Origin of the sequence: Marinomonas flavescens (assembly GCF_004352835.1) — a bacterium.
Classification (GTDB): Bacteria; Pseudomonadota; Gammaproteobacteria; order Pseudomonadales; family Marinomonadaceae; genus Marinomonas; species Marinomonas flavescens.
In genome coordinates this window covers 83,142-101,219 of sequence record NZ_SJSB01000003.1, presented here as the reverse complement: position 1 = coordinate 101,219, position 18,078 = coordinate 83,142, and the positions used below count along the sequence as shown (strand labels likewise).

Annotated in this window: 15 protein-coding genes; 3 read left to right on the top strand and 12 right to left on the bottom strand. The window is 43.4% G+C overall.

Features of this window, described 5'->3' with window-relative positions:
• Positions 1 to 79 precede the first annotated feature (79 nt).
• The gene (locus tag E0D70_RS04235) at positions 80 to 1,165 is read left to right on the top strand and encodes a class I mannose-6-phosphate isomerase (RefSeq protein ID WP_133011039.1); all 1,086 of its coding nucleotides are present in this window, start codon (positions 80 to 82) and stop codon (positions 1,163 to 1,165) included.
• A gap of 75 nt (positions 1,166 to 1,240) precedes the next feature.
• Complete coding sequence (locus E0D70_RS04230) at positions 1,241 to 2,128, top strand: NAD(P)-dependent oxidoreductase (RefSeq protein ID WP_133011038.1); 888 nt, start codon at positions 1,241 to 1,243, stop codon at positions 2,126 to 2,128.
• A gap of 177 nt (positions 2,129 to 2,305) precedes the next feature.
• Here the strand turns inward: E0D70_RS04230 and E0D70_RS04225 are convergent, their stop codons facing one another.
• The 12 genes from E0D70_RS04225 to sdhC all read right to left on the bottom strand — a co-directional run bounded on the left by E0D70_RS04225 (position 2,306) and on the right by sdhC (position 16,184).
• A complete protein-coding gene (locus E0D70_RS04225; protein ID WP_133011037.1) occupies positions 2,306 to 2,785 on the bottom strand; it encodes a hypothetical protein in 480 nt (159 codons plus the stop codon).
• Positions 2,786 to 2,883: 98 nt separating this feature from the next.
• Entirely contained in the window at positions 2,884 to 4,104 is a 1,221-nt protein-coding gene (lhgO, locus tag E0D70_RS04220; RefSeq protein ID WP_133011036.1) for an L-2-hydroxyglutarate oxidase, read from the bottom strand.
• A gap of 31 nt (positions 4,105 to 4,135) precedes the next feature.
• Positions 4,136 to 4,339 carry a cysteine-rich CWC family protein gene (locus E0D70_RS04215; protein WP_133011035.1) on the bottom strand — a complete coding sequence of 68 codons (204 nt, stop codon included), beginning with the start codon at positions 4,337 to 4,339 and terminating at the stop codon, positions 4,136 to 4,138.
• 171 nt (positions 4,340 to 4,510) lie between these two features.
• Positions 4,511 to 5,383 (bottom strand): succinate--CoA ligase subunit alpha, encoded by an 873-nt coding sequence (gene sucD / locus E0D70_RS04210; RefSeq protein WP_133011034.1) that lies wholly within the window; start codon positions 5,381 to 5,383, stop codon positions 4,511 to 4,513.
• 2 nt (positions 5,384 to 5,385) lie between these two features.
• Positions 5,386 to 6,552: an ADP-forming succinate--CoA ligase subunit beta gene (sucC, locus tag E0D70_RS04205; RefSeq protein WP_133011033.1), complete on the bottom strand. Its 1,167-nt coding sequence runs from the start codon at positions 6,550 to 6,552 to the stop codon at positions 5,386 to 5,388.
• Positions 6,553 to 6,642: 90 nt separating this feature from the next.
• Complete coding sequence (lpdA, locus tag E0D70_RS04200; protein WP_133011032.1) at positions 6,643 to 8,082, bottom strand: dihydrolipoyl dehydrogenase; 1,440 nt, start codon at positions 8,080 to 8,082, stop codon at positions 6,643 to 6,645.
• Positions 8,083 to 8,196: 114 nt separating this feature from the next.
• Positions 8,197 to 9,735 (bottom strand): 2-oxoglutarate dehydrogenase complex dihydrolipoyllysine-residue succinyltransferase, encoded by a 1,539-nt coding sequence (gene odhB, locus E0D70_RS04195; RefSeq protein ID WP_133011031.1) that lies wholly within the window; start codon positions 9,733 to 9,735, stop codon positions 8,197 to 8,199.
• Positions 9,736 to 9,768: 33 nt separating this feature from the next.
• Positions 9,769 to 12,612 carry a 2-oxoglutarate dehydrogenase E1 component gene (locus E0D70_RS04190; protein ID WP_133011030.1) on the bottom strand — a complete coding sequence of 948 codons (2,844 nt, stop codon included), beginning with the start codon at positions 12,610 to 12,612 and terminating at the stop codon, positions 9,769 to 9,771.
• Positions 12,613 to 12,972: 360 nt separating this feature from the next.
• Positions 12,973 to 13,677, bottom strand: coding sequence for a succinate dehydrogenase iron-sulfur subunit (locus E0D70_RS04185; RefSeq protein WP_133011029.1), 705 nt, complete (start codon positions 13,675 to 13,677; stop codon positions 12,973 to 12,975).
• 12 nt (positions 13,678 to 13,689) lie between these two features.
• The gene (gene sdhA / locus E0D70_RS04180) at positions 13,690 to 15,462 is read right to left on the bottom strand and encodes a succinate dehydrogenase flavoprotein subunit (protein WP_133011028.1); all 1,773 of its coding nucleotides are present in this window, start codon (positions 15,460 to 15,462) and stop codon (positions 13,690 to 13,692) included.
• A gap of 3 nt (positions 15,463 to 15,465) precedes the next feature.
• Positions 15,466 to 15,813 (bottom strand): succinate dehydrogenase, hydrophobic membrane anchor protein, encoded by a 348-nt coding sequence (gene sdhD, locus E0D70_RS04175; RefSeq protein WP_133011027.1) that lies wholly within the window; start codon positions 15,811 to 15,813, stop codon positions 15,466 to 15,468.
• The gene (gene sdhC / locus E0D70_RS04170; RefSeq protein WP_133011026.1) at positions 15,807 to 16,184 is read right to left on the bottom strand and encodes a succinate dehydrogenase, cytochrome b556 subunit; all 378 of its coding nucleotides are present in this window, start codon (positions 16,182 to 16,184) and stop codon (positions 15,807 to 15,809) included. Before sdhC ends, sdhD begins: the two co-directional genes overlap by 7 nt.
• Before the next feature lie 569 nt (positions 16,185 to 16,753).
• On the opposite strand from sdhC, the gene gltA reads away from it, so the two are divergent.
• Positions 16,754 to 18,034, top strand: coding sequence for a citrate synthase (gltA, locus tag E0D70_RS04165; RefSeq protein WP_133011025.1), 1,281 nt, complete (start codon positions 16,754 to 16,756; stop codon positions 18,032 to 18,034).
• Positions 18,035 to 18,078 lie beyond the last annotated feature (44 nt).

Genomic DNA, 18,078 nt, shown 5'->3' with positions numbered 1-18,078 from the left:
ATTCTACTTATAGATTAGCGCCACAAAGTGCCGTATCCAAACTGCAAAATATAGGCTGCATTAAACAAAAGGAATGCTTATGAATTATAGAAAAAAACTCGTTCGCTTTACTTCAAACCGTGTATGGCGCACTTACACTGGGGGGAAAATCCTTGATCAGCTAGAGAATAAAAATACCCCTGAAGATACCCACTTCCCTGAGGATTGGATAGGCTCAACAACTCAAGCGGTCAACCCAGATAGGGGAAATATTGTTGAAGGAATTTCACATGCCACTATTGGTAATGACACTATTCGCTTTGATGAACTAATTGCTTTAGATCCTGACTATTTCTTAGGTAAACAACACATAAAAGCATTTGATGTAAACCCAATGCTACTTGTAAAGTTTTTAGATTCCTCCGTTCGACTGCACTTTCAAGCACACCCTACAGCGGAATTTGCTCGTGAGCATCTCAACAGTAATCACGGCAAAGCAGAAGGTTACTACATCCTAGATGTCCGTGAAGATATCACTGACCCCTATGTCTATGTTGGCTTTCAGCACCCACCATCACGAAATGCGTTTAAAGAAATGATAGAGACCCAAAACATCAACGCTATGGAAGCCTGTTTTGATAAAGTTCCCGTAAAATCCGGTGATTGTCTGTATATACCTGGTGGCTCACCGCATGCCATTGGCGAAGGAATCTTAATGGTTGAAATAATGGAGCCATCTGACTTAGCAGTACGCTTTGAATTCACTAAAGCTGGTTACACCATGCCAGAAGAAGCACGTTTCATGAAACGAGGCCTCGATTTTTGTATGGATGTGTTTGATTTTTCAGCATTGTCTGTGCCGGAAGCAATTAAGAAATTTTATCAGCAACCAAAACTAGAGCGCCATTATTCTGAGCATTCATTCCAAGAAACCTTGATCGATGAAAAAGTAACAGACAAATTTAGGGTTAAAAAATCGACTATTTCTGAAACCATTGATAAATCAGAAAAAGATTTCTATATAGGCATTATTGTTGCTGGTGAATGCAGCATAACGATCGGTAATGAAACAACTAAGCTTAAAAAACTTGATCGGTTTTTTTGTCCTGCTGGTATCGATGTCGCAACAATAAGTACAGAGTTAGGCGTGGAAATTTTAGAATGCTACCCACCGAAAGTTCAATAAACGTAGACCCTTATTCCTTATTTTATTACAGAGACTTACGTCTCATACATGACTAGCTTTATTGGGAGAAAGAAAATGACAAAACCGACTATTGGATTTATAGGACTTGGCTTAATGGGAGCCGCCATGGTAGGACGCCTTCAGTCTTTAGGGTATTCATTAACTGTAATGGGCAATGTCTCTCGCCCTCGAATTGATGCAGCGGTGGCAGCAGGTGCAATCGAAGCGACTAATCCTCGCGCGGTAGCTGAAGCCAGTGATATTGTCATGCTATGCATGGATACATCAGCTTCAGTTGAAAGTCGCATGCATGGAGATAATGGTGTAATCAGTGGATTAAAACCTGGAACGATAGTCATCGACTTTGGTACGTCTCTGCCTTCTTCCACACTGGCATTAGGAGATGAAGTCGCGTCTGTCGGAGGTGCTTACTTGGATGCACCATTGGGTAGAACACCCTCTCATGCCATTGATGGTTTACTGAATATCATGTGCTCTGGTGACAAAACTGCTTTTGAAAAAGTTCATCCTATATTGCTAGACTTAGGTGAGAATGTTTTTCATTTGGGTAAGCTAGGCTCAGGCAATACAATCAAACTAATTAATAATTTTTTTGGTATGACAACCGCAAACGCAATGGCTGAAGCTTTTGCAATGGCTGACCAAGCAGGTGTGTCACGCCAAAGCCTTTATGACGTAATGTCAGCCGGCCCGCTACACTCAGGTATGATGGATTTCGTAAAAGCGTACGGTGTAGATGGAGACTCTAGTAAGTTAGCTTTTTCTATCCGCAATGCATCAAAAGACGTAGGCTACTACCGTCAAATGGCAAAAGATCTAGGCGTAAAAACAATCATGTCTAGCGGCGCTAATGAAGCCCTCTCTACCGCAATAGATCAGGGTATGGGTGATAACATGGTCTCTGAGATGGTAGATTATTTTGCTAAAGACTTAACTAAGTAAGAGAATTTAATAAAACGGTCTTTCGATCGTAATGAGTCTAAATAAAAAGCCTAACAAGGAAAAAGTTAGGCTTTTCGATAAGAGGGTCCACTTTAGCCAATAGTGCATAACATATAATGTAAGAAACCATGTGCAACCTGATTCATCCGCTACTTTACGTGAAACCGTATGGACTCGTTATTGATAAACCTTAGCCATCGCTAACTGTTGATTTGCATTGGATAAGTGTAAAGCATTCATCATAGCGACTTGCGAAGGCATAGGCTGAGTTTTCAATTTATCTGATGAGGCCGCGGCGGGTAATGCTAAATCTCCTCGTTCGGCAATAACTTGTTTAAACGCTTTCATGTCGATTTCATCAGAGCCGCGCTTCACTCTGTTCATTTCATCGGGTGTTAATGTGGCGACTTTGCCACCTGGTAGATAAATAGCACCAGTGACAAAATCGACACCAAAAGCAACGACACCGGGCACAAAGAAAAACAATAACCCTACCGCGTCTAATACGGCAACACCCACATCTATCGTGCCCTTTGTCTGCCCTCTTCTTTCTGGATAAAGAAGTGTGCCACAAGCCGTCAGTTGAGTGACTAATAGCATTGAAATGACACTTCGAAAGAATAATTTCGATTGTTTTTTGCCTTTTAACGCCAACATGATTTCGCCTCAGAATAGCCAATTAGATTGACCGAACTCTATATTGAAATGGTCAACACAATCAAACCATACCATGTTGTTTTCATAATCCTTTCGGTTTAAATAGTTGTGATCAGGTCATCTAATTTATCGACAATGTAATTGCCGATAGGGAAAGCGCTGGTTGCTGCAGGCGATGGAGCGTTGCAGACGTGTAAGGATCGCGGGCTTTTAGCAAACAGAAAATCGTGTACCAAACTGCCGTCACGCATCACCGCTTGAGCACGAATACCCGCCGGATAATTTTGCAGGTCCTCTAGTGCTATTTGATCACAGTACTTTCTAACTTGAGATAAGTAGCCTATTTTAAACCAAGAGTTTTTGGTCTCTTTTAGCCCTACTTTCCAATTGTTTCCGATCAAGCGCCAGAAACCGGGAAAACGTACCATGTCCCAAATATCACGCGGACTAATATTAATCGTGCCGTAGCCTTCACGTTTCCAGCCTTGTACGGCATTCGGCCCTACCGTCACTGAGCCGTCTATCATTCGGGTTAGATGCACGCCTAAAAAAGGCAGTTCAGGATCAGGTACAGGGTAAATTAGGTGATTGACGATTTGGCTGTGCTTGCGTGGAAGTTGGTAATATTCCCCTCGAAACGGGATGATTTGAAAATCGGTAGGAATATTTAGCATACGAGTGAGTCTGTCCGCCATTAAGCCAGCACAACACACTAGATAGCGCGTATTTATTAAATCATGTCCAACATGAATAGAGACTTTCTCATGGCTTTCTTGCAACGCGGATACTTTGCAGCCAAAGCGAATTTCACCGCCTTTGTGCACAAAAAGCTCGGCTATTTTTTGGCAAACTTCGCGATAATTGACGATACCGGTAGCAGGCACAAACAAAGCGGCGATGCCTTTTACATTGGGCTCACGGCGATATAAGGCGTCGCGATCTAAACGAAACACTTCCAGTTCATTTTCTTGGCAACGCGCATAGAGCGCATTCATTCGCTCTTCTTCTTCGGCATTGGTGGCGACAATCAACTTACCGCACTCTTCGAATTCAATCCCATGCTTTAAACAAAAAGCTTTAGTCGCGGCCGCTCCTTGCTTGCAAAAAGATGCTTTTAAACTGCCCGGAGCATAATACACGCCAGCGTGAATCACACCAGAATTGTGCCCGGTTTGGTGCTGAGCGACTTCCTGCTCCTTCTCTAACAATAAAATCCGATAGGTAGGATAACGCTGCTGCAGCTGCCAAGCCGTTGATAAACCTACGATGCCACCTCCGACTACCGTAATATCATATGTGACGCTTTCTGAATCATTCATCCACTGTCTCTTTTAATTGTTTTAAGGAAGCTTAAACACCGGTCTTGTGTGCGGTGGCAAACGCCTTTGGATCACTCTTATATTGCTCAATACAGCGCAGGCAAATGCAGTTACGGCCCACTAATGCCTCGGGTAAAAGAGACAGCAATGCTTCAGGAACATCCTCCATAAAACACCAACACGCACCATCAGGGTTGCATGAATTTGCAGCCGAGCAAAAAGGACAATTCATCATAAACCAAGTGCCCTGTTTAGTTGGTAAAAAGGCAAAAAAAATCCCTGCCGAAACAGGGATTTTACTATAGCTGTAGACTTAGCACTATTAGCCTAAAGGCTAGTTATCTAAGTCTCTAGTTTCTAACTAAAAAGCATCTAACTAAAGAGCCTCTCATTAGACACTAGTAACTTACCAGCCAGTAAGTTCTTTAAGGCCAGCACCGATGTCTGCAAGAGAGCGAACGGTTTTAACACCAGCGTCTTCTAGTGCAGCAAATTTCTCATCCGCTGTACCTTTACCACCAGAGATGATCGCGCCAGCATGACCCATACGCTTACCAGCAGGTGCAGTAACACCAGCAATGTAAGATACAACAGGCTTAGTTACGTTTGCTTTGATGTAAGCAGCCGCTTCTTCTTCAGCAGTACCACCGATTTCACCGATCATAACAATCGCTTCAGTCTGTGGATCGTTTTGGAACATTTCCAATACGTCGATGAAGTTTGTGCCTGGGATTGGATCACCACCGATACCAACACAAGTAGACTGACCGAAACCAGCATCTGTTGTTTGCTTAACGGCTTCATAAGTCAAAGTACCTGAACGAGATACGATACCTACTTTACCTGGCATATGAATATGGCCAGGCATGATGCCGATTTTACATTCGCCCGGTGTGATAATACCTGGGCAGTTAGGACCGATAAGGCGAACGCCCAAAGAGTCACAAACTACTTTACAGTCAAGCATATCAAGAGTCGGAACACCTTCAGTGATACAAACGATAAGTTTGATACCAGAGTTAGCCGCTTCAAGAATAGAATCTTTACAGAAAGGCGCTGGAACGTAGATAACAGACGCTTCAGCGCCAGTTTGTTCTACTGCTTCTTTTACTGTATTGAAAACAGGTAGGCCTAGGTGAGTTTGACCACCTTTACCTGGAGTTACACCACCAACCATTTTTGTACCGTAAGCAATTGCTTGCTCAGAATGGAAAGTACCCTGTCCGCCAGTGAAACCCTGACAGATAACTTTAGTATCTTTGTTAATTAAGACAGACATTATTATTTGCCCTCCGCAGCTTTAACGACTTGGATAGCTGCGTCTTTAAGACTTGTTGCAGCGATGATGTCTAGGCCAGAATTAGCTAGCACTTCACGACCTTTTTCAGCGTTAGTACCTTCAAGACGTACAACAACAGGCACAGTTACGCCTACTTGTTCTACTGCTCCGATGATACCTTCAGCGATCATGTCACAACGTACGATACCACCAAAGATGTTAACCAATACTGCCTTAACATTGCTGTCAGAAAGAATGATTTTAAATGCTTCAGCAACACGTTCTTTTGTCGCGCCGCCACCAACGTCTAGGAAGTTAGCTGGCTTGCCACCGTGTAGATTAACGATGTCCATTGTACCCATTGCTAGGCCGGCACCGTTTACCATGCAGCCAACGTTTCCGTCTAGAGCAACATAGTTAAGTTCCCATTGTGCTGCATGTGCTTCACGCTCATCTTCTTGAGATGGATCGTGGAACTCTTGCATTTTCTTCTGACGGTAAACAGCGTTGCTGTCGATACCGATTTTGCCATCTAGGCAATGAAGATTACCTTCGTCAGTGATAACTAGAGGGTTGATTTCTAGCAATGCAAAGTCGTAGTCGTGGAACATTTGAGACAAACCAAGGAAGATCTTAGTGAACTGCTTGATTTGAACTGGGTTAAGGCCCAATTTAAATGCTAATTCACGAGCTTGGTAAGGTTGAGCGCCAACAACAGGATCAATGATCGCTTTGTGGATTAGCTCAGGAGTTTCCTCAGCTACTTTCTCAATCTCAACACCGCCTTCAGTAGACGCCATGAAAACAACACGACGAGTAGAACGGTCAACAACGGCACCAAGGTACAGTTCGTTAGCAATGTCAGTGCAAGATTCAACAAGAATCTTAGCGACTGGCTGGCCTTTTTCGTCAGTTTGGTAAGTAACTAGATTTTTACCTATCCAATTATTTGTGAATGCTGTAATTTCTTCATAAGAATCAACAAGTTTTACACCACCTGCTTTACCGCGACCACCAGCGTGAACCTGAGCTTTAACCACCCATTTGTCACCGCCAATTTTTTTCGCTGCTTCCACTGCCGCTTCCGGCGTGTCTACTGCGTACCCTGTAGATACTGGCAGACCGTATTCAGCAAAAAGCTGTTTAGCCTGATATTCATGTAAGTTCATTTGATTCTTCCGCTCATCTGAATGATTGACATAAGCTCTGCCTGTTAAGGCAGACATTACCGGCACAAGGCCGGCAAATCTAAATTTCTATTAACGCTTTTTACGGTTTGCAATGTGGATAGCATGGCCATCTACTGCTAACGCCGCTTCATGTACTGCTTCACTTACCGTTGGGTGAGCGAATACAGTCAAGGCGATATCTTCCGCTGTAGAACCAAATTCCATTGCAATAACAGCTTGTGCGATCAAGTCAGCCGCATGACCACCAATAATATGGCAACCCAAGATACGGTCTGTTTCTTCATCAGCAATGATTTTAACAAAACCATCGGTGTCGTTAGCTGCCATTGCACGACCAGACGCCGCGAATGGGAATTTACCTACTTTGTATTTAACGCCTTCTGATTTCAATTCCTGTTCGTTTTTACCAACCCAAGCAAGTTCTGGGTGAGTGTAAATAACAGAAGGAATGCAATCGTAATTCATTTGCGCTTTATGGCCTGCGATAATGTCCGCAACCATTACACCTTCTTCAGATGCTTTGTGCGCCAACATTGGACCACGAACGATATCACCAATAGCAAATACACCTGGTACAGACGTACGGCATTGCTCATCAACGAAAACAAATCCACGCTCGTCTAGCTTAACGCCAGAATCGTCTGAGAAACAACCTTGAGTGAATGGCTTACGGCCAACCGCTACGATTAATTTGTCGAACGTTTGCTTCTGCTCTTCACCCTTAGCATCAAGGTAAGTCACTTCCACTTCTTCGCCGTTGATTTGGCTGCCTGTTACACGAGCGCCAAGACGAATGTCTAGATCTTGTTTTTTGAAGATTTTAGCGGCTTCTTTCGCGATGTCTTGATCACAGATACTTAGGAAAGAATCTTGTGCTTCTAATACAACCACTTCAGAACCAAGACGAGCCCATACAGAACCCAACTCAAGACCAATAACGCCAGCACCGATAACGCCAAGACGTTTAGGTACAGCGCGGAAATCCAATGCACCCACGTTATCAACGATAATATCGCCAGTTTGTGGTGCAGGTGGAATATTTACTGGAATAGAACCTGTCGCCAAAATCACATTGTCTGCGTCCATAACAGTAACGGTACCGTCATGCGCTGTGAATTCAACTTTTTTGTTGGCTAGAACTTTACCGAAACCTTCAAAGCTAGTAACACCATTGGCTTTGAAAAGACCTGTAATACCACTGGTCAATTGATCAACGATTTTGTCTTTGCGATCAACCATGGTATCAATATCCATAGCAACTTCGCCAACACTGATTCCGTGAACACCGTAAGAGGCTTTCGCATCATGGTATTTTTGTGAAGAATCTAGCAATGCTTTAGAAGGGATACAACCCACGTTTAAACAAGTACCACCTAGACGAGGCTTATCTTCTTTATCTAACCATTTTTCGATACAAGCCGTTTTCAGACCTAATTGAGCCGCACGGATTGCAGCAACGTAACCACCAGGGCCGCCACCGATTACAATAACATCAAATTTAGTAGACATATGCGTTTCCATTTATCCTATCGAACTGCAGCAGCCCTTGTGAGGCTGCCGCGAAATCAATTCGCACTTTTAAAATAGTACGAACCCTTAGATTTAAAGCTTAGATTTCTGCGCTTAGATTTCTAACAACAAACGCGCTGGATCTTCTAAAAGCTCTTTAATTGTTACCAAGAATTGTACGGCTTCTTTACCATCAATCATACGGTGGTCATAAGAAAGGGCTAAATACATCATTGGTTGAATCACAACTTGACCATCTACTGCCATTGGACGTTCTTGGATTTTATGCATACCCAAAATAGCAGTTTGTGGTGGATTGATGATTGGCGTTGACAACAATGAACCAAACGTTCCACCGTTAGTGATAGTGAAAGTACCACCTTGCATATCATCCATACCAAGCTTGCCATCACGACCGCGTAAAGCGAAGTCCATGATATTAGACTCGATATCAGCAAGGCCCATTGCTTCGGTGTTACGAAGTACTGGAACCATTAAGCCACGAGATGTCGATACAGCAACACCGATGTCTTGGTAGCCATGGTAAACCATGTCATTACCATCGATAGAGGCGTTGACCGCTGGGAAGCGTTTTAGAGCTTCTGTTGCCGCTTTCACGAAGAAAGACATAAAGCCAAGCTTAGTGCCGTTATGAGTCTTGATAAACAGATCTTTGTACTTCTTACGAAGTTCCATGATCGGGCCCATATTAACTTCGTTATACGTAGTCAATAGTGCCGCTGTTTGCTGTGCTTCAACAAGGCGTTTAGCGATAGTGGCACGAAGACGTGTCATAGGAACACGTTTTTCGATACGACCATCAGCACCCAATGGTGCCATAGCAGCTGGCGCTGCTGCTTTCGCCGCAGGTGCTGGAGCCGCAGCTGGTTTCGCTTTAACGGCTGCATCTACGTCTTCTTTGGTGATACGACCGCCTTTACCAGTGCCTTTAACTTGTGCTGTTGTAAGACCCGCTTCCGCTAATGCTTTACGAGCTGCAGGTCCTGCAACACCGTCTTCATCAGATTCAGCAGCAACAGTAGCTGCTGGCGCCGCTGTGGCAACAGGTGCGGCTGCGCTAGAAGCGCCGACCAAGAAGCTTGCGATAATTTCATCACTAAGAATCGTTTCGCCTTCTGCTTTTAGAATCTCACCAATAACGCCGTCAGCAGGGGCAACTACTTCTAAAACAACTTTGTCTGTTTCGATGTCAACAATATGCTCATCACGTGAACACGCTTCACCTGGTTGTTTGTACCAAGTTGCTACCGTGCCGTCGGCAACAGATTCAGGGAAAGTTGGCGCTTTAATTTGCACACTTTCTTTCGCTGATGTTGCTGCAACAGGTGCAGCAGCAGAAGCTGGTGCAGCTGCGGCAGGTGCCGCTTCTTGTTTCTCTGCTGGTGCTGCAGCAGCACCAGATTCAAATACAGCCAAGACTTCATTGCTAAGAACAATATCGCCTTCTGCTTTTAGTATGTTTTTTAATACGCCGTCTGCTGGCGCAACCACTTCCAAAACAACTTTATCCGTTTCGATGTCAACAATATGCTCGTCACGAGCACAGGCTTCACCTGGTTGTTTGTACCAAGTAGCAACGGTGCCGTCTGCTACGGATTCTGGAAAAGTTGGTGCTTTAATTTCAATACTCATTTGATACCCTTATCTCTCTGACAGGCTATGGTGCTAATCAACTAATGCGTCGTTGACAAGCGCTTCTTGTTCTTGAACATGGATAGACATGTAACCAGCCGCTGGTGCAGCAGACGATATACGGCCTGCAAAACGAATTTTGATCTCTGGAAACAATTTCTCCAACACTCGGTTCATACGGTGACGATTGGCATGCCAAGCACCTTGGTTTTTCGGCTCTTCTTGACACCAAACTAGGCTCTCAATATTCTTGTATTGCTCCAACTCTGACTCTAGATCATCGTAAGGGAACGGATACAATTGCTCTAAACGAATTACCGCCACATCGTCTTTTTCAAGTTCAGCACGACGATTAATCAAGTCGAAATAAACTTTACCACTACATAGAATAATACGTTTTACTTTATCCGCTACGATGGTCTCAGATGTGTCTGGTAGGACTGTTTTAAAGCTACCATCAGCCAAGTCTTCTAACGTTGAGATTGCTTGTTTATGACGAAGCAAACTCTTAGGAGACATAATAACAAGCGGACGACGCATTGGGCGAATCGCTTGACGGCGGAGGATATGGAATATTTGCGATGGTGTTGTTGGCACACAAACTTGAATATTATATTCAGCACAAAGCTGCAAAAAGCGTTCTAGCCTTGCAGATGAATGCTCAGGACCTTGACCTTCATAACCATGAGGTAACAACATAGTCAGACCGCATAAACGCCCCCACTTGTGCTCACCACTGGTGATAAATTGGTCAATAACCACTTGCGCACCGTTTGCAAAATCACCGAACTGTGCTTCCCAGATAACCAAGCCTTTTGGCGCAGTTGTCGAGTAGCCATATTCAAAAGCCAATACCGCTTCTTCTGAAAGGTATGAATCGTATAAATCCATCGTCGGCTGACTGTCAGATACATGTTTAAGCGGAATATAAGTGCTGCCATCTTTCTGACTATGAATCACGGCATGACGGTGTGAGAAAGTACCACGCCCTGAATCCTGACCAGTAAGGCGGATTGGATAACCCTGCTCTAACAAGCTCGCAAAGGCCAACGTTTCGGCGTAACCCCAGTTAAGAGGTAATGCACCCGCGGTCATTTTATCACGGTCTTGATAAATTTTCTGAACCTGGCGCTGAACAACAATACCATCAGGAATAATTGTTAGCTTTTTCGCCACTTCTTGTAATTTAGCAAGTGGGTAGCGAGTATCTCCAGCATCTGTCCACTCAGCACCTAGGTACGGTTTCCAGTTGATGAATAATTCAGATTTCGGTTCTAATACTAGGCTCTTAGCAACATGGCGCCCGTCGTCAAGATCTTGACGATTCTCAGCGATCATAGCTTTAGCTTGTTCTTCAGTAACAATATTTTCAGCCGCTAAGCGCTCTGCGTATAACGCTCGTGTTGTTTTTAGCTTATTAATAACACTGTACATTAATGGCTGTGTACCAGAAGGCTCATCGGTTTCGTTATGACCACGACGGCGATAACAAACCATATCAATCAGTACATCTCGACCAAACTCGTAACGGTAATCCAAAGCTAGTTGAGTAACAAACAATACCGCTTCTGGATCATCACCGTTAACGTGGAAGATAGGCGCTTGAATCATTTTCGCAACATCGGTTGCGTACTCTGTAGAGCGTGAATCATCCTGACGGTTAGTCGTGAAGCCTACTTGGTTGTTGATAACGATATGAACCGTACCACCAGTATGGAAGCCACGAATTTGAGACATCTGGAATGTCTCCATCACAACACCCTGACCAGCAAACGCAGCATCACCATGGATAGAAATAGGAACAACTGTTTTGCCTATTGTATCTTTGCGGCGATCTTGACGAGCACGAACGGAACCTTCTACAACAGGAGAGCCAATCTCTAAATGAGATGGGTTAAAAGCAAGCGCTATATGTACTTCGCCACCCGCTGTCATCACATTAGAAGAGAAACCTTGGTGGTATTTAACATCACCTGATGTACTAACCAGTTTTTTACCCTTGCCTTCAAACTCATTAAATAAGTCTTTAGGATTTTTACCTAACGTATTCACCAACACATTTAGTCGGCCACGGTGAGCCATACCAATCACGACTTCTTTTGCGCCTAGTGCGCCAGAACCTTGAATCAATGCATTAACCATTGGTATCAAGCTTTCGCCGCCCTCAAGACCAAAGCGCTTCGCTCCTGGATAACGGCTTGCTAAGTACTTTTCTAGGCCTTCAGCTGCGGTTAAACGTTCAAGAAGATTTTGTCGTGTTTCAGGGGAATATTCAGGACAAGAGCGTACTGATTCTACACGTTGTTGAAGCCACGCTTTTTCTTGCGTATTAACAATGTGCATGAATTCATAACCTATATGCTGACAATAGGTTTTTTCAAGTTCAGCGATGATGTCGCTTAACTTCATTGAATCTTTATTAAAGAATAAAGAGCCAGTTTTAAATTGAGTATCAAAATCAGCACCAGTTAACTGGTGATAAGCGATATCTAAGTCTGCTACTTTCTCACGTTTTTGAAGACCCAATGGATCTAAAGAGGCATGTTGATGTCCGCGTACACGGTAAGCATCAATAAGTTGTAGCACATTGATCTGTTTATTTTCATGTTCAGAGCTTGCAGCAACACCGGTAGAAGCAGGCATTGCTCGGAATTTATTTTTTCCGATTTCTAAAAACTGCTGTTGGATTACTGAATGTGGTAAATCTGTTGATTGAGCCTCACTTACACGAGGCAATTGATCAAAACATTTACGCCACTCTTCCGACACTGAATTCGGATCGACTAGGTAGCTTTCAAACAACCCCTCAACGTATTCCAAGTTACCACCTGAAAATTGAGAGGTGCTCCATAGCAACTCCATTAAACTTTCGTGCATTCTCGATCACCCTTATGTTCGAGCCAGCTACCGGGGTCCCGGTATGAACTTATCATATCAGTCAATAATTCCATCAGGCCCGTAAGGCTGTTAAAGCCTCGATTTGTTGTCAATTTATCACCGTATATGTCCTGTTGCATTCTATACCAAACTATTATTTATGCCGTGTCTCACAGCACTTTGCCTAAGCAATCAATCCAATAGTCTCTCTAAGTACATCCTTGCAAGCACAGGACAAATTTTAAATTCTTTTTGTTCAGTTCTCTACACCAAAAGATGCAAAAACGGCGGCATTGAAGAACAAATTCAAGCCGCCTGAGCATTATTCACTCTATAACAACAAAGTGAATCATTTATGACTTAAGTCGCTCTTTGCAAAAGCATGGTACGAATATTACCAATGGCTTTTGTAGGGTTTAATCCTTTCGGACAAACATTGACACAGTTCATGATCCCATGGCAACGGAATACGCTGAACGGATCATCTAGCTCACCTAAACGCTCTTGTGTTGCTGTGTCACGACTGTCCGCCAAGAAGCGGTAAGCTTGTAGTAAACCAGAAGGTCCAACAAACTTATCAGGATTCCACCAAAAAGATGGGCACGCTGTTGAACAACAAGCACACAAAATACATTCGTATAGACCATCAAGCTTTTCACGCTCTTCAGGACTTTGCAAACGTTCAATCGCAGGTACTGGCGTATCGTTAAGAAGATAAGGGCGAATTTTTTCGTATTGCTTGTAAAATTGACCCATATCAACCACTAGATCACGCACTACAGGCAGGCCAGGCAACGGACGCAAGACAAGCTTACCTTTCTTCGCTGCTTCTGAAACTGGTGTAATACAAGCTAGACCATTTTTACCTGACATGTTCATACCATCGGAACCACACACACCTTCACGGCATGAACGACGGTAAGAAATACTAGGATCTTGAGCTTTCAACAAGTTCAATACATCCAAAACCATCAAATCTTTGCCCGCAGGCAAATCAATCTGGTAGTCCTTCATGTATGGCGCATCGTCCACTTCAGGATTGTAACGATAAATACTAACTAACATTCCAATTACTCCTTAGTATGAACGAATTGTTGGTGGAAAAGCTTCCATCGTTTTCGGTCCAAAGTTTACGTCACGTTTCGTAACTGCTTTGCTTGCAGGATGGAACAATGAGTGTTTCAACCAATTCTCATCATCACGCTCGGTGAAATCGTTACGCGCATGTGCGCCACGACTTTCTTTGCGGAATTCTGCTGGAATAGCGGTTGCTTCTGCTACTTCTAACAAGTTCTCAAGCTCAAGCGCTTCAACACGTGCGGTGTTAAATGCCTGACTCTTATCACTAAGATTTAGGTTTTCTACACGCTTACGAATGTCTTCAAGGGCTTTCAAGCCTTTCTGCATCATTGCGCCTTCGCGGAATACACCAAAGTACAACTGCATTACTTTTTGAAGCTCTGCACGAACCGCAGCAACATCTTCACCACCTGTTGAATTATTCAGGCGAGTCAAACGAGCCATGGCTTTTTCAATGTCGGTGTCATTTGCATCAAGAGAGTCAAAACCAGCGTCTAGCACTTTCTTAACATGTAGACCAACTGCACGACCAAACACAACTAAGTCAAGTAACGAGTTACCACCTAGACGGTTTGCACCATGTACAGACACACAAGCGATTTCACCACATGCATACAAACCATCGATGATCACATCTTCGCCGGCTTCGTTTTGCATTAGCGCTTGACCACTGATGTTAGTCGGCACACCACCCATCATGTAATGACAAGTAGGAATAACTGGGATTGGTTCTTTTACTGGATCTACGTGAGCAAAAGTACGAGACAACTCTAGGATACCAGGAAGACGTTTATTCAACGTTTCTTCACCTAGGTGATCAAGCTTAAGCAACACATGATCGCCTTCTGGACCACAACCACGACCTTCTAGGATTTCAAGAATCATAGAACGTGCCACTACGTCACGACCTGCAAGATCTTTCGCGTTTGGCGCATAACGCTCCATGAAACGCTCGCCATCTTTGTTGATCAAGTAACCACCTTCACCGCGACAACCTTCTGTCACTAGTGTACCGGCACCGTAGATGCCCGTTGGGTGAAACTGCCACATTTCCATGTCTTGTACAGGGAAACCAGCACGCAACGCCATACCAACACCATCACCCGTGTTGATGTGTGCATTAGTTGTAGACTGGAAGATACGACCTGCACCGCCAGTCGCTAGTACGGTTGCTTTTGCTTTAAGGTAAAGTGTTTCACCTGTTTCAATGCAAATAGCAATCACACCAACAACAGCGCCTTCGCTGTTTTTAACAAGGTCAGTGGCATACCATTCATTTAAGAAGGTAGTGCCGCCTTTCAAGTTTGCTTGATAAAGCGTGTGCAACAAAGCATGACCAGTACGGTCAGCGGCAGCACAAGTACGAGCCGCTTGGCCGCCTTTACCAAAATCTTTTGATTGGCCACCAAAAGGACGTTGGTAAATACGACCATTCTCTTTACGAGAGAATGGTAGACCCATGTGTTCAAGTTCAAATACGGCTTGTGGGCCTACAGAACACATGTATTCGATCGCTTCTTGGTCGCCAATATAGTCTGACCCTTTTACGGTGTCATACATGTGCCAGCGCCAATCATCATTTGGATCTTCACTTGCGATTGCACAGGTAATACCACCTTGTGCAGAAACTGTGTGTGAACGAGTTGGAAATACTTTCGTTACACACGCAGTGTTTAAACCAGATTCTGTCAATTGCAATGCGGCGCGCATACCAGCACCACCACCACCAATTACAATGGCATCAAAAGAAATAGTACGAATATTTGCCATTACTTATAGCCCCCAAAGAACCTGAATGCCCCATACGATGTAAACAAACATCAGTAGACCGCATAAAGCTTGAAAAAAGAAACGAATACCGGTTGGCTTAATGTAGTCGGTTGATACTGACCACAAACCAATCCAGGAGTGCATACCAATGGACAACAGCATCATTAAACTAAAGATGCGCATCCAAGTAGTCTCGAACAAAGCACTCCACTGATCAAATGTCAGATCAGGGTGCATTAACAAGTAACCGATAATAAACACAGTGTACAGAGCCAACACAACCGCTGAAACTCGCTGCATCATCCAATCATAAAGACCGGAACGGCCGAAATTTGTAATTTGAGTTACCATATCCACACCCCTGCTAAAACGATTAGGACAGCAGCAATTACTAAGTTAGCAATAGCAGCTTGGCGCCCACTTTCCAATTCCTCAAAATACCCTAGATCCATAAACAAGTGTTTTACACCTGCTACAAGATGGTACATCAAGGCAGAAACGACACCCCAAATAATAAACTTCGCTAGGAAATTGTTTTGAAGCATGTCAACAACGTGGTCAAAACCTTCTTGAGACTCTAAAGAGACATCAAATGCATAAAACAAGAAAACCAAACCGATAAAGAGAATGATTCCTGTTGCACGATGAAGAATTGACGTTATTGCTGCTACGGGCTGAGATATTGTTGAAATATCAAGGTTGACTGGTCTTTTTTTACTCACGACTCTTTACACCATTTTATCGATTGAGTGGTCAATCACGACCCAATATCTATATGCACCAACGTATTAACTCGCGTAAAATACGACTGCATCATAGGCCTACTTTGAAAATCCCATCGATTTGCGAACGAGTTGAGATAAAGGAACTACTCTTTATTTTCAAGACATCAACAAATCAATGGAATCATCGTGACCGCAATTATAGACCAGCGAAATTTACTAAGACAAATAGACAAGAGTATGGGTTTTCAATGATCATCATTCACAAGCTGAATGTAACCATAAGCCAGAACAATAATGGTACTAAATTACGAAATTTTTCACAGCGAAAAAAGTGAAATAACACTTATATTTCATAACGATAGGTGTAGACGGTATATTTTTTAAACATAGCATAAAAGTCAATTTTGTCAGATAATTACAAACACAAAGATAATTATGCAAGTAGTTTGCAAATGCATAACATTGACTTTTATAGTGCGTAGACAGTATTTTTTGCCCACCTTCTTGGCTAGACAGATCAATTTGTGACTTTTTAGCCTCGGATCAGAATACGAAGGAGACCATAAATGGCTGATAAAAAAGCTCGAATTACAGTGGATGGGATCGATAATCCAATCGAATTACCCGTTCTTTCCGGTACACTAGGTTCAGATGTTATTGATGTTCGCACTCTAGGCTCTAAAGGTATCTTTACCTACGACCCTGGATTTATGTCAACTGGCTCGTGTGAATCTGCAATTACTTACATCGATGGCGATGCAGGTATTCTTTTACACCGTGGCTATCCCATTGCGCAACTAGCAGAACATTCTGACTATCTAGAAACCTGTTACCTTCTTTTGTATGGAGAGTTGCCAGATAAGGATCAAAAAGAAGCGTTCGTAGAAACTGTTGGCAATCACACAATGGTAAACCAATCGATGCATAAATTTATCGAAGGTTTCCGTAACGATGCACACCCGATGGCAATCATGTGCGGATTGGTTGGAGCGCTATCTGCTTTCTACCAAGATCACATGGACATCAACAATGCAGAGCATCGCGAGATTGCGGCTTTCCGTTTAATTTCGAAAATGCCGACACTTGCTGCGATTTGCTATAAATACTCTAAAGATCAGCCAGTTATGTACCCACGTAACGATTTATCTTACGCTGAAAACTTCTTGTACATGATGTTTGCAACACCATGTGAAGAGTACGTTGTAAACCCAGTATTTGCTAAAGCGATGGATCGAATTTTCATCCTTCATGCGGACCACGAGCAGAACGCCTCAACGTCTACTGTACGCTTAGCAGGCTCTTCTGGCGCCAATCCATTCGCTTGTATTGCTGCTGGTATTGCAACCCTTTGGGGGCCTGCTCATGGCGGTGCCAACGAAGCAGTATTAACGATGCTTGAAGAAATTGGCGACGTTGCAAATATCGATGAATATATAGCAAAAGCAAAAGACAAAGACGATCCTTTCCGCTTAATGGGCTTTGGACATCGCGTTTATAAAAACTTTGACCCACGTGCCAAGGTAATGCGCGAGACCTGTGACCAAGTTTTAGCTGAATTAGGACAATCAAATGATCCTTTGCTAAAAATTGCTAAACGATTAGAGCAAATTGCGCTTGAAGACCCTTACTTTATTGAGCGTAAATTGTATCCGAATGTAGATTTCTACTCCGGCATTATCATGAAGGCCATTGGCATCCCAAGCAGTATGTTTACGGTGATTTTTGCCATGTCTCGTACTAGCGGCTGGATATCTCATTGGAATGAAATGATCAGCGGCCCCTATAAAATTGGCCGCCCTCGTCAGCTTTACGTTGGTAAACCACAACGCGATTACCCTGAAAAGTAAAACAAAGTTGATACAAAAAACCGCGCCAAGGCGCGGTTTTTTTT

Coding starts and splice junctions, on each gene's coding strand:
- E0D70_RS04185 (WP_133011029.1), bottom strand. CDS start 13,677: ATGTTAGTTAGTATTTATCGTTACAATCCTGAAGTGGACGATGCGCCA.
- sdhA (WP_133011028.1), bottom strand. CDS start 15,462: ATGGCAAATATTCGTACTATTTCTTTTGATGCCATTGTAATTGGTGGT.
- sucD (WP_133011034.1), bottom strand. CDS start 5,383: ATGTCTGTCTTAATTAACAAAGATACTAAAGTTATCTGTCAGGGTTTC.
- gltA (WP_133011025.1), top strand. CDS start 16,754: ATGGCTGATAAAAAAGCTCGAATTACAGTGGATGGGATCGATAATCCA.
- E0D70_RS04235 (WP_133011039.1), top strand. CDS start 80: ATGAATTATAGAAAAAAACTCGTTCGCTTTACTTCAAACCGTGTATGG.
- E0D70_RS04190 (WP_133011030.1), bottom strand. CDS start 12,612: ATGCACGAAAGTTTAATGGAGTTGCTATGGAGCACCTCTCAATTTTCA.
- lpdA (WP_133011032.1), bottom strand. CDS start 8,082: ATGTCTACTAAATTTGATGTTATTGTAATCGGTGGCGGCCCTGGTGGT.
- sucC (WP_133011033.1), bottom strand. CDS start 6,552: ATGAACTTACATGAATATCAGGCTAAACAGCTTTTTGCTGAATACGGT.
- lhgO (WP_133011036.1), bottom strand. CDS start 4,104: ATGAATGATTCAGAAAGCGTCACATATGATATTACGGTAGTCGGAGGT.
- E0D70_RS04230 (WP_133011038.1), top strand. CDS start 1,241: ATGACAAAACCGACTATTGGATTTATAGGACTTGGCTTAATGGGAGCC.
- E0D70_RS04215 (WP_133011035.1), bottom strand. CDS start 4,339: ATGATGAATTGTCCTTTTTGCTCGGCTGCAAATTCATGCAACCCTGAT.
- sdhD (WP_133011027.1), bottom strand. CDS start 15,813: ATGGTAACTCAAATTACAAATTTCGGCCGTTCCGGTCTTTATGATTGG.
- odhB (WP_133011031.1), bottom strand. CDS start 9,735: ATGAGTATTGAAATTAAAGCACCAACTTTTCCAGAATCCGTAGCAGAC.
- E0D70_RS04225 (WP_133011037.1), bottom strand. CDS start 2,785: ATGTTGGCGTTAAAAGGCAAAAAACAATCGAAATTATTCTTTCGAAGT.